This is a genomic window from Mesorhizobium sp. M2A.F.Ca.ET.039.01.1.1 (assembly GCF_003998035.1).
In the GTDB taxonomy this organism is placed as follows: domain Bacteria; phylum Pseudomonadota; class Alphaproteobacteria; order Rhizobiales; family Rhizobiaceae; genus Mesorhizobium.
In genome coordinates this window covers 1-13,433 of the sequence record NZ_RZRY01000108.1, presented here as the reverse complement: position 1 = coordinate 13,433, position 13,433 = coordinate 1, and the positions used below count along the sequence as shown (strand labels likewise).

General features: G+C 62.5%; 10 protein-coding genes, 1 tRNA gene and 4 pseudogenes. 10 read left to right on the top strand and 5 right to left on the bottom strand.

The window, feature by feature from the left end:
• From EOA24_RS11425 to EOA24_RS11410, 4 genes and pseudogenes are all read right to left on the bottom strand, one after another.
• Window positions 1-226: pseudogene (locus EOA24_RS11425) on the bottom strand (cupin); the annotation flags it as partial.
• A 178-nt stretch (window positions 227-404) separates the two neighbouring features.
• Window positions 405-1,457 carry an aldo/keto reductase gene (locus EOA24_RS11420; protein WP_127409801.1) on the bottom strand — a complete coding sequence of 351 codons (1,053 nt, stop codon included), beginning with the start codon at window positions 1,455-1,457 and terminating at the stop codon, window positions 405-407.
• A 71-nt stretch (window positions 1,458-1,528) separates the two neighbouring features.
• Entirely contained in the window at window positions 1,529-2,863 is a 1,335-nt protein-coding gene (locus tag EOA24_RS11415) for an FAD-binding oxidoreductase (protein WP_127409800.1), read from the bottom strand.
• Window positions 2,864-3,273: 410 nt separating this feature from the next.
• Window positions 3,274-4,311: a LacI family DNA-binding transcriptional regulator gene (locus EOA24_RS11410; protein ID WP_127409799.1), complete on the bottom strand. Its 1,038-nt coding sequence runs from the start codon at window positions 4,309-4,311 to the stop codon at window positions 3,274-3,276.
• Window positions 4,312-4,970: 659 nt separating this feature from the next.
• Between EOA24_RS11410 and EOA24_RS11405 the strand changes: the two genes are divergently transcribed.
• A complete protein-coding gene (locus EOA24_RS11405) occupies window positions 4,971-5,219 on the top strand; it encodes a hypothetical protein (RefSeq protein ID WP_127409798.1) in 249 nt (82 codons plus the stop codon).
• Between the two features lie 12 nt (window positions 5,220-5,231).
• Window positions 5,232-6,224: pseudogene (locus EOA24_RS44080) on the top strand (tyrosine-type recombinase/integrase); the annotation flags it as partial.
• A gap of 191 nt (window positions 6,225-6,415) precedes the next feature.
• Here EOA24_RS44080 and EOA24_RS11395 read toward each other — a convergent pair.
• Window positions 6,416-6,491 (bottom strand) — tRNA-Ile (locus tag EOA24_RS11395).
• A 1,077-nt stretch (window positions 6,492-7,568) separates the two neighbouring features.
• Here EOA24_RS11395 and EOA24_RS11390 point away from each other — a divergent pair.
• The 8 genes and pseudogenes from EOA24_RS11390 (at window position 7,569) to EOA24_RS11355 (ending at window position 13,101) form a co-directional block, all read left to right on the top strand.
• On the top strand, window positions 7,569-7,757 hold the full coding sequence (locus EOA24_RS11390; RefSeq protein WP_126079651.1) for a DUF2158 domain-containing protein: 189 nt from the start codon (window positions 7,569-7,571) through the stop codon (window positions 7,755-7,757).
• A 149-nt stretch (window positions 7,758-7,906) separates the two neighbouring features.
• Window positions 7,907-8,335: an acid-shock protein gene (locus tag EOA24_RS11385; protein ID WP_126079652.1), complete on the top strand. Its 429-nt coding sequence runs from the start codon at window positions 7,907-7,909 to the stop codon at window positions 8,333-8,335.
• A gap of 45 nt (window positions 8,336-8,380) precedes the next feature.
• Window positions 8,381-8,923: an RNA polymerase sigma factor gene (locus EOA24_RS11380; RefSeq protein WP_126079653.1), complete on the top strand. Its 543-nt coding sequence runs from the start codon at window positions 8,381-8,383 to the stop codon at window positions 8,921-8,923.
• Window positions 8,924-8,997: 74 nt separating this feature from the next.
• Window positions 8,998-9,447, top strand: a complete 450-nt coding sequence (locus EOA24_RS11375; protein ID WP_126079654.1) for a hypothetical protein — start codon at window positions 8,998-9,000, stop codon at window positions 9,445-9,447.
• 26 nt (window positions 9,448-9,473) lie between these two features.
• A complete protein-coding gene (locus EOA24_RS11370; protein WP_245467281.1) occupies window positions 9,474-9,887 on the top strand; it encodes a periplasmic heavy metal sensor in 414 nt (137 codons plus the stop codon).
• A 112-nt stretch (window positions 9,888-9,999) separates the two neighbouring features.
• Window positions 10,000-10,290, top strand: a complete 291-nt coding sequence (locus tag EOA24_RS11365; RefSeq protein WP_126079656.1) for a hypothetical protein — start codon at window positions 10,000-10,002, stop codon at window positions 10,288-10,290.
• A gap of 106 nt (window positions 10,291-10,396) precedes the next feature.
• Window positions 10,397-11,853, top strand: a pseudogene (locus tag EOA24_RS11360) (DUF1800 family protein).
• 19 nt (window positions 11,854-11,872) lie between these two features.
• Window positions 11,873-13,101 (top strand): annotated as a pseudogene (locus EOA24_RS11355) (DUF1501 domain-containing protein).
• Window positions 13,102-13,433: the final 332 nt, after the last annotated feature.

Here is a 13,433-nt window from a genome sequence, read left to right as displayed (position 1 = left end):
CTTCCATGATGTAGCAATATTCATAATTCGTGGGCTTCAGGCACTGAGTCAGCCCAGGTGTTGCTTCCCAGATGCCGGTCCGAACCATCTCGCCAAACGACAGATCCTGAACCCAACTGCGGAAAGTGGGGGCTTCGCCAGAGATCAGTTCCGGCGCCACTGGCTGGCGGCTCGTCGGCTCGGGAAGCGTATCGGTATCCAGGCTGAAAGTTACAAGGTTAGACATTGCCTTCTCCTTTAATGTGGCAAGTTGCGTTGCGGAACGAAAAGCGCGCCGTTTTCCACGGCTCCATCGAAGTGGCGACCGATCGCGGATTTGATTTTCAGGCTGCGGCGGTAGATCTCGGAGCCCCACGGCCTCAGATCGCGTGAGCACTTAAATGCATGCAGCGGCTGCGCATCTCTCACGTCACATGCGGGGCAAGCAGGGCCATGTCCGCCTCGCTTAGCCTGTCACTGACATATTGCTGATGCCAATAGGGGTAGATGACGGGAGGGAGGCTAACGGCATCCAGCCGATTGCGTTCGTCGTCCGTCAGTTTCAGGTCGGCTGCGGCCAGGTTGTCCTTAAATTGCGCTTCCGTTCGCCCGCCAATGACGACGGAAGTCACGGGCTTGCGGCCGATCAGCCAGGCAAGAGCAACCTGCGCGGCGGATACGCCGCGGTCCTCGGCGATCGAAATCAAGGTATCGACGATATTCCAGAGACGGTTTTCGTCGCGGATCGGCGGCTCGGTCCAACCGGCGAACTGACGGGTTCCTTCCGGGACGGCCTGGTTGCGGCGATGCTTGCCGGAAAGCAAGCCACCTGCGAGCGGGCTCCAGATTAGAGTTCCGAGGCCCTGGTCGATGGACACCGGCAGCAGTTCGTATTCGGCGTCTCGCGCCTCCAACGTGTAGTGGATCTGCTGGCTGACGAAACGCTGGCGTCGGTCTTTATCGCTCACGCCGAGCGCCTTCATGATATGCCAGCCAGAAAAGTTCGAGCAGCCGATATAACGGACCTTTCCGTCACGAACGAGCGTGTCAAGCGCCTCCATCGTTTCCTCGAGTGGCGTTTGACCGTCCCATTCATGCAGCTGATAGAGGTCGATAACGTCGGTCTTCATACGGCGAAGACTTGCTTCGCAGGCGGCGATGAGGTGGTGCCGGGATGAACCAACCTCATTTGGGCCTTCACCCATACGAAAACGCGCCTTGGTGGCCAGCAATAGGCCGCCCTTGCGCTTTCCGCCGAGGATTTCGCCGATGATCTCTTCCGATTTGCCACCGGAATAGACATTGGCGGTGTCGATCAGATTGACGCCCGCATCCAGACAAAGATCAACAAGGCGCGTCGCATCGGAAACACCGAGATTGCCGGTCTGCCTTGCCCATCCCTCACCGCCGAAGGTCATCGTGCCCATGGTAACGGACGAAATTTTTAGGCCCGAACGGCCGAGCAGCCGATACTCCATAGTGTTTCTCCTATCGTATTGCGTTGAAACCCGCTTGAGTGCCGCTTTTCCCACAGGGCGCGTGCCGAAGCTTAAGCGTGCTCAGGCGAGAGAACGATCTTGCTGCCGTCGGTAAAACGCGAGAGCCTGAAGGCTTTCGGATCGACGATCGGCGACTTTCCGGTGACGAGGTCCGCCATCAGCCGTCCAGCGGCTGGCGCGATGCCAAATCCGTGCCCGGAAAAACCTGTAGCGATGAAGAAACCCGGAATCTTTCGCGTTTCGTCGATGACAGGGATGGCGTCTGGGGCAACGTCTATGAGGCCGCCCCACCGTTGTGCGATCGTCGCCTGACTAAAGACGGGCCAGCGCTTGGCGAGGGCCTTGAGAGCGCCATCAGTGAGTTTTTTCGAGGGTACGGGATCGAGGACGCGCGTGTATTCGAACGCGCTGGCCTGGTCCAGCGGTCGCAGCTTGGCATCGGAGATATCCTTGAGAAATTGCCCTGAGATCCGGAAGTTGAGGGATTTCCAATCGTTGCGAAGCGCCGGCAGATACCGAAACATGTACTTGAAGGAGCGCGGCACGATATCAACGATGTTTTCATGGCCGGAAGCGATCGTGTAGCCACCGTCCAGACGTTTTCTCAGGGCAAATTCTTCGCACCAGATCGCTTCCTCGGGCCCGCCTTCAAAAGGGTTGGTCCGGAGTACGGAAGCCGTGACATTGAGCTGTGGAATGTCGATCCCATAGCGGCGGGCGAAAAAGTTGCTCCAGACACCACCAGCAAGAACAACAGCATCACAAGTGATGGTCCCGTGTTCGGTAACCACGCCGGACACACGACCGGCCGAAAGCTCGAGACCGCGAACGGCACATTCGACCAAAATATTCGCTCCGCGATCGCGGGCGGCTAGTGCAATAGCAGGCCCGGCCAGCTGTGGCTCCGCACGACCATCGACGGCCGTAACCAACGCGCCATGAAGCTTCAGATCGAGATCGGGATATTTGTCCTTGACCTCCTTGGTCGACAGCAACTGGGAGCGGATCTGAAATTCCTGAAGTTGGTCTCGATACTTGGCATTTTGCGCTTGTGCGGACTCGGACGCTGTCGTGAAGACGATGCCCGTCTGGCGGTAGCCTGTTTCGCGGCCGGTTCTCTTGGCGAGACCATCCCATATGCTGGACGCCTCAAGCATAAGAGGCATCTCGCGGATGTCGCGGCGAGAAAGGCGCACCCAACCCCAGTTGCGGCTGGATTGCTCGCACGCGATGCCACCCTTTTCGCAAAGGGCGACCGAATGGCCCCGCTCGGCAAGCTCCAGAGCAGTCGAGGCGCCGACGATGCCGCCCCCAATAACGACCGCATCCACACGTCTCGGCAGCATCTCGTCGCCAATAACTGGGGTGACATAAGGACCGGGCATAGGAATTCGCTCTCCACGGCCGCGAAAGCACGCTAGCTAACTACAATCGTTTGTCTTATCAATCCAATCGTTTGGACTGTCAATCGTAATTTTTCGTCGCTGACACCGTGTCGAGGGCTCAGAACGCACGGCGATGCCCCAAGACAACGACCTGGAAGGCCGCGGAGAGGGCACCTAACAGATCAGGAACAGGAGAATTCGGTGCAGTGTTGTCGGCGTGCCGTCGTGACTAAAGCGCAAACAGCTCGGCGCTGTAATTCTCGCTTGCTCAGAGTATGCCGTCCATGGTGCAATGGCTTTGCCTGTCCCGTTCAGTCACGAACCAATATCAACGAGATACAGGATTGCATCATCAGCTCTTGCGGGAACAATGAGTGCTTGTCCCCGTCACTCACTGAACCAGCACGCCGCTATCCCCCGCAGCTTTCGCGAACAATTAGCTTGTGCGGCAGCACAATGCTTTCGGGCTTGTCGTTTGCAAGATTCATGTTGGCAAGTAGGAGCCGAGCGCCCGCCATTCCCATTTCTCTACGAGGAATTTGAATGGTTGATAGTGATGGGTTCCACACGGCACTAAACGGCTGGTCATCAAAGCCGACAAATGCAACATCACCGGGAATTGCCAATCCTCCTAAGCGCGCCGCGTGCATTGCCCCTATTGCCATATCGTCGCCCGCGCAAATGACCGCGGTTGGCCTGGTTCCCTCCTGTAGGAGCTCGTTCATTTTGTCGGTGCCGGCCTGGATGCTGTACTCATCGGACGCGACGATTTTGATATAGCGACCCAGCCCGGCGTCCCCCATCGACTCCTGATAAGCCTCTGCGCGGGCACGGAAAGTAGGACTTCTCTGATTTCCCGCCAGGTGCGCAATTGATTTATGACCAAGGCTCAAAAGGTGTTCAGTGGCGGTCTTCATAGCTAGGTAGTTGTCGATATTTACCTGCGGAATCCGGTCATCGAGTATCGTACGTGAAATGCCGACAACATGGCGGTCAAACCCCGGGAACGTTCGGATCAGCTCTGGGATCATCCCAGTCATAAAGATGATGCCATCTGCTGCTCCAGTGAGGAGTTGCTGCGCCAACGCGTCTTCTCTGCCCCGGTCGTAACGGGTGCTTCCCACGACCACGCTGAAACCGCGTTCCTGAACGTAATCCTCAATGCCAAGCACCACTTCGGGGAAATAGGTAAACGCAATACTGGGGAGCATTACGAGAACCTGACCGGAATAACTTTGCCGCAGCATCCTAGCGCCGTGATTCACGACATAGCCGGTATCCTGTACAATCTTGAGGATCCGACGTTTCGTCTCCTCCGTGACCCGGGGCGAATCAGCTAGAGCCCGACTGACAGTTGAGACATCAACCTCCGCAAGGCGCGCGATATCGTGCATTGTCGTGCGTCGTCTGCTTGCGCGCTTGGCTTTGTTTTCGTTTTCCAATTCCATTCCTTCTGACCTGTACGTCGGATTAGATTTAAAGTGCCAACGCAGACCACACTCCGATTAGCCAGATCGCAATCGTCAAAGCCGCACACACTGCCAAAATCTTAGGAGAATGAGAATACCGTCTATCACAATTGCAAACGTTTGTATATGCAAGGCAGACGTTTGGATTGGCGAGAATGTTAAGAAGCTCGAACCCAGAGTGGACACTCCTGTGGATCTCCATCGGCAGATGTATAATCAATTGCCGAACTGAAGGCAGAAGATCGAGCGCGTTTACGTCGAACTCCTCAAGACCGGTGAGCGCTCCGACGTTTCCGCGGGGAGCAATTTTCTTGAGACTATCGAGACCATTTCGACGCGTCCGCCATCACCTCGATCTGTCGGACAGGGTCGCTGAGCCGATCAGAGCGTGCAACTCGGCCTAACCGTCGGGTTCGGAACAGCTTCAACCGAGGACGTCCGAGCAGAGTGCATTGCCCCTTCCAAGTGTCGGGGGAGGTTGCGCTCCTCCGACTCGAACGATCCCGTTCATACGCCTCGACCGCAATTCACCGCACAGTTCGATCACGTCTCTTCCGAAGGCCGCTGTCGCGATTTAGATCCTAATCGCAGCACAGAAGTCCTCGTGCAAAGTCGAGGGCGTGCAGGCTGGCGAAGTCATGACAAGCGACTCCCTCTCCTACCCTCCCCGGGGTCTCTCACGTGAAGAAGCCGCCCGATACGTTGGCGTGGGCGTGACCAAATTTGACCAAATGGTCGCTGACCGTCGCATGCCAAGGCCTAAGAAAGTTGACAGCCGCGTGATCTGGGATCGCTTGAAACTCGAGGCTGCGTTTACCGAACTACCTGGAGACGATGAAGAGAATATCGTCGACTTCCTGTTGCAAGGGAATCATCGCAGGGAATAGATTCGTTCTGTCATGACCGACAAATATCCTGGCCTTTCCTCCTACACCGATCGCCACGGCAAACTTCGCTGGCGCTATCGGACGAAGGAGCGTGTTGTCAGTCTGCCGGCGCCAAACCAACCCGGTTTCAAGGATGCTTACCAAGCAGCGGTCGAGGGCCGGAAAGTCCCCAAGGCCCCTGTCGTCCAAATGCCCGGAGCTGCCCTGCCCGGCACGTTTGGAGCCGCCTTTCAACGGTTGAAGATCTCAATCAAGTGGCTGGCGCTTGACGGGGCCAGCAAGCGCAAGAACACGAGGCTCATCGAAGAGTTTCTAGAACTGCGGGTGGTCCCTGATCACCCACTCGTCTGGCGGAATGTGCCGGTTAAGAACCTTAGACGCATCCATGTTGAAGAGCTTCTAGGCCGCTTCATCGCCACGCCCCACAAGGCCAAGCACCTATTGGTCGGCATACGCAAGCTGGTCTATGTCGCACTTCGGCAAGACTGGATCGAAATCGATCCCACAGCAGCGGTCGAGTGGCGTCCTGCCTATGCCGGCTGGAAAGCATGGTCGCGTGAGGCCATGGCGCAATTTGAAAACCGTTGGCAGCTCGGCACGGCGGCACGCACCTGTTACGGTTTGGCGCTTTGGCTCGGCAACCGCCGCGGCGACGTCGCAGGCTTGCGCTGGGACCAGAGGGTCACCCGCCGTGTCTTCATCGATGGCGTCGAGCGTCACTTCGACGGGTTTGATATCGTTCAGGCTAAGAATAAGGGGCGGACTGGCGGCAAGCGCCTTTTCGTGCCGATCACACCGATGCTGTCTGAGATCCTGGATGCGGCCGACAGGCGCGGCGAGACTGTCCTCGTCAACGGCTATGGAGATCCGTTCTCCGCCAAGTCGCTGACTGGAATGATGGCGCATTGGTGCAAGCTTGCCGGCCTGCCGAAGGGGCTGACCCTGCATGGACTGAGGAAGTCGCTTGGCGTCTATCTGGCGGAAGCCGAGGCATCAACCAGGCAGCTCATGGACGTGCTCGGGCACGACGATATCGACCATGCCGAACTCTATTCGCGCGAGGCATCGCAGGTTCGGCTGGCGGTCCAGGGGATGGACCGAGTCGTGCGTCTGGTGACGCGCAAGCCGATGCTTGGCGAACCTATTGGCGAACCTCGTGGCGAACCACCCTATAAAGTATTGATAAATAACGATAATGGTGGGCCCGGAGGGACTCGAACCCCCAACCAAGCGGTTATGAGCCGCCGGCTCTAACCATTGAGCTACAGGCCCCACGCGGGCTGGCTTAGTGTTTTTCGCTCTTCCGCACAAGCCTCTCCGAATGCGCCGGTTCGATCGCCAGGGTCAGGCCGTATCCCTGAGATGGAGCGCTATGAAATGACCGGGTGGTATGGCGACGACCCGATCTTTCGAACTTTGATTTGGTCGCTGATGCCAGTGGACCTTGCCCTGAGGCGGTCCACTTTCGCCTTCCGAGTTGCTTCAGCCGCAAACGCTGCCTGCGGAGGAAGAGGTTCGCCTCCATCCAGGAGAAACGTGATCCAGCGCGGGTTGCCGGCTCTCCAGAGCGGCGTCTTTGTCGCCTTTTGACCCGGACTCGATCCGCGCCCAATGCCGGCGGCCTGAGACAGGTATCTGATGGCGCCGACAGATTTTGCCAAGCCCGCGCTGACAGATCACCGGCACAGGCAATCTGCCCCAACGGAATAAGGGGCTATATCTTTTGTCCTTTCGGACCAATGCGTCCGGCAGGATGGACCTCGGTCGATTGTGGACCAGGGGGCAAATCAGACAGTCTCGCCATCGCGCCGGCTGATAACCCCAAGCCCCCCGCCCATCGGTTGGCGCATGCCCGGCTCGCGGACCTCAAAATCCTAACCACAAAAGCGAGCCGGGCTTCCATCCGCGTGCCCGCGCCGAGACGCAATTGCCGGAAATGCAATGAGGAGTTGGACTGTCTATCACGTCGATTTCGCAGCAGGCGGCAACAGCCCGCTTCTAACCGAGATCGGAAGCGTTGAAGCAGAGAATCTCCTGGCAGCGGTTATGAAGGCACAGGCATTGTGGCCCAATGAAAGGTCCATGACCGTCCGCCCGGCCGGACAAGACAGCCAGCCGGCGCAGCCGCCGGCCCCTCAGCACGACAGCGATTGAAGACACGGAGCGATCAGGTCGCTCGCTTCGCCTGCGAAGCCCGACATAATCCGGCCACATATGGAGCGCTGCACGGCGTGCCAGCCAAGCGGCATCGACATCTTCCCAACCCTGTACCATGTCATCGGCGCATCTCGACCATTGTCGGGAGTAGCTGTTGGTGGGAAACTCGGCCGGTCAGCATGGGAGGTCGAAATGCCCAACAATTTCAAGACCGGAGACGTCGTCAGGCTGAAATCCGGAGGCCCGGAGATGACTATCAGCGACGGCGCGGCCTCCGGCACGTATCTGTGCCACTGGTTCAACCGCGAAGGCGACGTCTGGACGCCGCAGCATGCCGGCTTCAAGCCGGACCAGCTGGTGGTGGTCGACAACCAGAGATAGTCGCAGCTTCCGTTCGGACGCATTCCGGTCCGGCGCAACCGTATCGGATGGATTGCCGTCCGGCTAAAAGGACCGACGGATTTTGCTCCTCGCCGCGTTCAACGGCTGAAGCGTGGCCGCCAATGGCCGCGCCAACCGGAGACGAGAGCATGATCCGCCTATTCGCCTTTGCCCTTGGCCTGCAGACCACTGTCGCGGTCGCCCAGACGACGACGCCTGCCCCCGCCCAGACGACGCCGGACACTGGGGCTGCCGCCAAGCCTGACCAAACCAAGTTCGGCCTGACGCTGGAAAAGTTCGAGGCGCGCCGGAAAAAGGCGTTCATGCGGGCCGACACCGACAATGACGGCAAGGTCAGCCTCGCCGAATGGACCGCTTTCCAGACCGAACGCAAGGCAAAAGGCGATCCGGCCAAATCCTTCGCGCGCATGGACGCCAACAAGGACGGCTTCGTCGACAAGGGCGAACTCGACGCTTTCCTCGCCAAGCGCTTCGCCAAGCTGGACAAGAATGGCGACGGGGTGCTCGGCGCCGACGAGCGGCCGAGCCACAAATCCGCTCCCAAGCAGGAGCAATGACCAAGAGGTTATGCCGCGCAATGACACATGCGAGCGCCCCTGTTGATGGGCGCCGATCCGGACGAGGAACTGGTACGCCGCATTGGCGCCGGCGACCCCGCCGCAATGCAGGCGATGGTGGCGCGCAAGCTACCGCGCATCCTGGCTCTGGCCGCGCGGATGCTGGGCGACGCGGCGGAGGCCGAGGACGTCGCGCAGGAGACTTTCGTGCGCATCTGGCGCCACGCCTCAGGCTGGCGCCAGGGGCACGCGCGATTCGACACCTGGATCCATCGCGTCGCGCTCAACCTCTGCTACGACCGGCTGCGGCGCCGGCGCGAATGGGTAACGGACGAGCTGCCGGAGGTGGCCGATGACGCACCGCTCCCCGATGCCATGCCGGGCGACGAAGAGCGCAGGGTCAACCAGGCGCTGCAGCGCCTCGCGCCGCGCCAGCGCGAGGCGATCGTGCTGGTCTATTATCAGGAGCTGTCCAACATCGAGGCCGCCGGCGCCATGCAGGTCAGCGTCGATGCGCTGGAAAGCCTGCTCGCGCGGGGTCGCCGCGCCCTGCAGGCGATGCTTATCGGAGATGATGGCGATGACTGAGAAAGCAAGGGAGTTGCCGGCTTGGCGGATGAGGGCGTGGGGGGCCACGTCAAAACGGTGGAAGGGGGAACGATATGGCTGAGAAAACCACAAGCGGGCCGATGGATGCCGGGCGCTTCGCCGCGTTGGCTGACGTCTATGGCGGCGCGTTGCACCGCTGGCCGCGGGCCGATCAGGCCGCTGCGACACTGTTTGCCGAGACCGAGCAAGGCCGCGCCATCCTGGCGCGCGCCGGCAGGCTCGACGCCATGCTCGACCGGCATCGGGCCGAGGCGCCCAGCCCGGCGCTGCATCGCGCCATCGTCGCCCAGGCAACGACCGAGGTTAGGCAGGAGCGGCGCCGGCGGTTCTGGTGGCTGGGCTTCGGGCTTGCGGGCGTCGGGCTCGCTGGCGCCGTGGCAGGGCTGGCGCTGGTGACCGTCGTCAGCCCGGATATCCAGTCCGACCATTACGTCATGGACGCCAACGCGACGTCGTTCGGCGACGCCGGACCCGATGCCGACCAGGTGGAGGAGGACCTATGAACCCCCGTCTTGTCGCGGCATCCCTGGTGCTCAACGTCTTTCTGATCGGCGCGGTGGCCGGCGGGGCGGGCTGGCTGATCGGCAAATCCAATCCGGGCTTTTCGCTGGAATCGGCAGGCGGCCGGCTGCCCGCCGCCGACCGCAAGATTTTCCGCCAGGCGCTGCGCGAGGTGCGCCGAGAGTCCCGCGACGTGATCCTCGACGCCCAGGCCGCGCGGCGCGAGGCGGCGAACCTGCTGCAGCAGCCGACCCTCGACAGCAACGCGCTTGCCGCCGCCCTGGAGCGAGCGCGCAACGCTGATGTCACCGTGCGGGCGCGGCTGGAACAGCGCATCGTCGAATTCGCTGCATCGGGCTCGCCGGAAGACCGCCAGCTGCTGGCCGACGCACTGCTTCGGCGTGCCGGCCGACAGCCGCCACCCGCAAAAAAATCGCCATAGGCGGCGACGGAAAAAGCGGGCGCGCTCCGTTCAAGGGAAAGAGGGACAAGCCTGTGAGCGCCTTCGGCGGCGGGCAGGTTCTCTTCAACCTCGGAACTTTCGGGAGTATCCCATGAACAGTCTGACGAAATATTCGCTCGCCGCCGCGCTCGCCATCGGCGGCACGGCCGCGGCAAGCGCGGCTTCGGCCATGCCGATCGCGCCGGTTGCGCCCGCCGCGCCGGCAATGATCGAGCATGTCGCCTGGGGTTGCGGTCCGGGTTGGCATCCCAATTATTGGGGCCGCTGCGTCCCCAATCGCCGGGTGATCTACCCCGGCTATTATTACTGGGGCGGACCGCGCGTCTATGTCGGCCCGGTCTGGCATCCTTACCACCGCTGGCACCACTGGCGCCGCTGGTAACGGCCCGCTCATGGCGCCGGTGCTGCGGCCGGCGTCGTGAGCGCTCTTGCGAACCATCGAACATGTCGGCCGGCACGATCGACGCCGACTCCAGACGGAGGCTTCATTGGCCGCACCCGTTTCCAATTCCGTCCGACCGGATCCGGCGCTGGTCGCGCTCCACCGCTTCGGTCTCGGCGCAAGACCGGGCGACGATTTCGGCAAGATCGCCGCCGATCCGCGCAGCTACCTCAAGGCCGAGCTCAAGCAGCAGGATATCGCGCTCATTTCCCCCGACGATCCGAGGAATGCCGGGCTGCTGGACAGCACGGCGGCGATCCAGGCCAGCATGGCGGCGGCCCTGGAGCGCAAGGCGGCGCGGAGTGAAAAGGCGCCGGCCGTCATGCAGCCGATGGCGGCCGATGATCTAGCCGGCCCGGCCAATGCAAAAGCCAAACCCGCGGTGCCGCGCCTCGAGGCCGATATCTATCGCGACGAGGCGCAAGCCCGGTTCGACAAGGCGCTTGCTGCGGCGCCGGGCTTCGTGGAGCGGCTGGTCGGCTTCTGGTCGAACCATTTCTGCGTTTCAATCGCCAAGGCGCCGGTCGTCCGGGCAAGCGCCGGCGCCTTCGAGCGCGAGGCGATCCGCCCCTTCGTGCTCGGCCGCTTCGCCGATATGCTGCTTGCTGTCGAGCATCATCCGGCGATGCTGTTCTATCTCGACAACCAACAGTCCATCGGGCCTGATTCGCGCGCCGGCAAGCGGCGCGGCCGCGGCCTCAACGAGAACCTCGCCCGCGAGATCCTGGAACTGCATACGCTCGGCGTCGGCAGCGGCTATGCCCAGGCGGACGTCACCAGTTTCGCCGCCATGCTGACCGGCTGGACCATGGCGGGCCGCGAGGGGCGGCTGGGAGAACCGGGAAGCTTCGTCTTCAACACCAATGCGCATCAGCCGGGCAAGGCGGCGCTGCTCGGCAAGACCTATCCCGACTGCGGCATGGGCCAGGCGGAGGCCGCGCTCAACGACATTGCCCGCCATCCGGCCACCGCGCGGCACATCGCCACCAAGCTTGCCCGCCATTTCATCGCCGACGATCCGCCAGCGGCGGCGATCGCCCGCCTGGCCTCGGTCTTCACCAAGACCGACGGCGACCTGCGCTCGATCGCGTTGACGCTGATCGACATGCCCGAAGCCTGGTCGACGCCGCTCACGAAGCTGCGCTCGCCCTTGGATTATGTCGTCGCGCTGCGACGGCGGTCGGCGCGACCGCCGGCAACGAACCGCAGCGGTCGCTGCGCTGGCTGAACGTGCTCGGCGAGCCGCTGTGGCAGCCGCCGGGGCCGAACGGCTTTTCCGACAGCACCGACGCCTGGGCGTCGGCCGAAGGCATGAAGACGCGTCTCGATATGGCCTGGCAAGCCGCGCGGCAGGCCGACGACATCGGCAATCCCGACGAGATGCTTTCCAGCCTTCTCGGCGCCTCGGTCTCTTCGGAGACGCGAGAGGCGATCGCTCGCGCCGAATCAAGGCAGCAGGGCCTCGCGCTGCTGTTGACGGCGCCCGAGTTCCAACGCCGATGATCAGTATGGAGACGCGGCCATGAGCCTTCTTTGCGAAACCCCAAGCCTGTCCCGCCGCGCGATGCTGATGACCGGCGGGGCGCTGTTTGCCTGGGCCCATCTGCCGCGCTTTGCCCGCGCCGCCGACAGCCGCGACCCGCGCCTGATCGTCATCGTGCTGCGCGGCGCGCTGGATGGGCTGTCGACGGTCGGGCCGATCGGCGATCCGGACTATGCCGGCCTGCATGGCGATATCGCGCTTTCGCTTTCAGGCGCCAACCCGGCAATGCCGCTCGACGGTTTCTTTGCCGTCAGCCCGGCAATGCCGGTGTTTGCGCGCCTGTTCAAGGCGGGCCAAGCGGCGGTCGTGCACGCCGCTGCGACCGGCTATCGCGACCGCTCGCATTTCGACGGCCAGGACGTGCTGGAAAGCGGCCTTCCCGGTCCGGGCAACGCCACCACCGGCTGGCTCAACCGGGCTCTAGCCAGCCTGCCGGCGGGTGACAGGATCGCGAAGGCCGGCGGACTCGCGGTCGGGCCGTCGACGCCGCTGGTGATCCGTGGCGCAGCGCCCGTGCTCGGCTGGGCGCCACAGGCGCTGCCCACGCCCGGCGACGCCTTGGCCGAACGCGTGCTCGACCTCGCGACCCGCTGCTGGCCGCAGCCCTGCAGAAAGGTCTCGACGCCGACCGCATGGCGATGGGCGACCAGCTAGACGGCAAGACAATGAAGCCGAAGGGCGGCCTCGACAATGCCGCCGGCATGCGCCAGTCGGCGCAAGGTGCTGCAAGGCTGATGGCGGCCGATGACGGGCCGCGCATTGCGGCTTTAGCCTTCGACGGCTGGGACACGCATGTCAACGAAGGCGGCGCGACGGGGCGGCTCGCCAATCTGCTCGGCGGCCTCGACGGCGCCTTCGAGGAATTCGAGAAAGGGCTCGGCGCGCGCTGGCAGGACACGGCGGTCGTCGCGATCACCGAGTTCGGCCGTACGGCGCGCATCAACGGCACGGTCGGCACCGACCACGGCACCGGCACGGTGGTGCTGCTCGCCGGCGGCGCGATCAAGGGCGGCCGCGTCATCGCCGACTGGCCGGGACTGAAGCCGGCGCAGCTCTATGAAGGCCGCGACCTCGCGCCGACCAGCGATGTGCGCGCGGTGCTGAAGGGGCTGCTGGCGGATCAGTTCGGGCTGTCGGCGGCGGTGCTTGGCGACAAGGTGTTTCCGGAGTCGGCGGCCCTGAAGCCGATGCGGGATCTGGTGGCGTGAGCCTGGGTTTGCCGGTCAGAGATGGCTTCGGCGCCCTCTCAGTTCGTCATCCACGGGCGGAGCGGGAGCGAAGCGGACGCGGAGACCCGAGGATCCATTCCGTTACCTTCACCGAAGGGCGCGGCGGAGCAGAATTCTGAACCGTCGCAACGCCTCAACGTAACGGAATGGATCCTCGGGTCTGCGCTGCGTCGCTTCGCTCCTTGCTCCGCCCGTGGATGACGAGGCTGAGGGCCCGCTGCCAATCACGAACGCTGGCGCGGAGGTTTCGAACCTGTGCGTGGAGACCTTAGCCAAACCGCCCGCGCCGTTTCCGGCGCGGGCGTCCACGG

Excerpts from the sequence above, each read along its gene's own strand:
- EOA24_RS11410 (WP_127409799.1), bottom strand. The coding sequence starts at position 4,311 with ATGGAATTGGAAAACGAAAACAAAGCCAAGCGCGCAAGCAGACGACGC.
- EOA24_RS11420 (WP_127409801.1), bottom strand. The coding sequence starts at position 1,457 with ATGGAGTATCGGCTGCTCGGCCGTTCGGGCCTAAAAATTTCGTCCGTT.
- EOA24_RS11390 (WP_126079651.1), top strand. The coding sequence starts at position 7,569 with ATGCCCAACAATTTCAAGACCGGAGACGTCGTCAGGCTGAAATCCGGA.
- EOA24_RS11385 (WP_126079652.1), top strand. The coding sequence starts at position 7,907 with ATGATCCGCCTATTCGCCTTTGCCCTTGGCCTGCAGACCACTGTCGCG.
- EOA24_RS11405 (WP_127409798.1), top strand. The coding sequence starts at position 4,971 with ATGACAAGCGACTCCCTCTCCTACCCTCCCCGGGGTCTCTCACGTGAA.
- EOA24_RS11375 (WP_126079654.1), top strand. The coding sequence starts at position 8,998 with ATGGCTGAGAAAACCACAAGCGGGCCGATGGATGCCGGGCGCTTCGCC.
- EOA24_RS11380 (WP_126079653.1), top strand. The coding sequence starts at position 8,381 with ATGGGCGCCGATCCGGACGAGGAACTGGTACGCCGCATTGGCGCCGGC.
- EOA24_RS11365 (WP_126079656.1), top strand. The coding sequence starts at position 10,000 with ATGAACAGTCTGACGAAATATTCGCTCGCCGCCGCGCTCGCCATCGGC.
- EOA24_RS11415 (WP_127409800.1), bottom strand. The coding sequence starts at position 2,863 with ATGCCCGGTCCTTATGTCACCCCAGTTATTGGCGACGAGATGCTGCCG.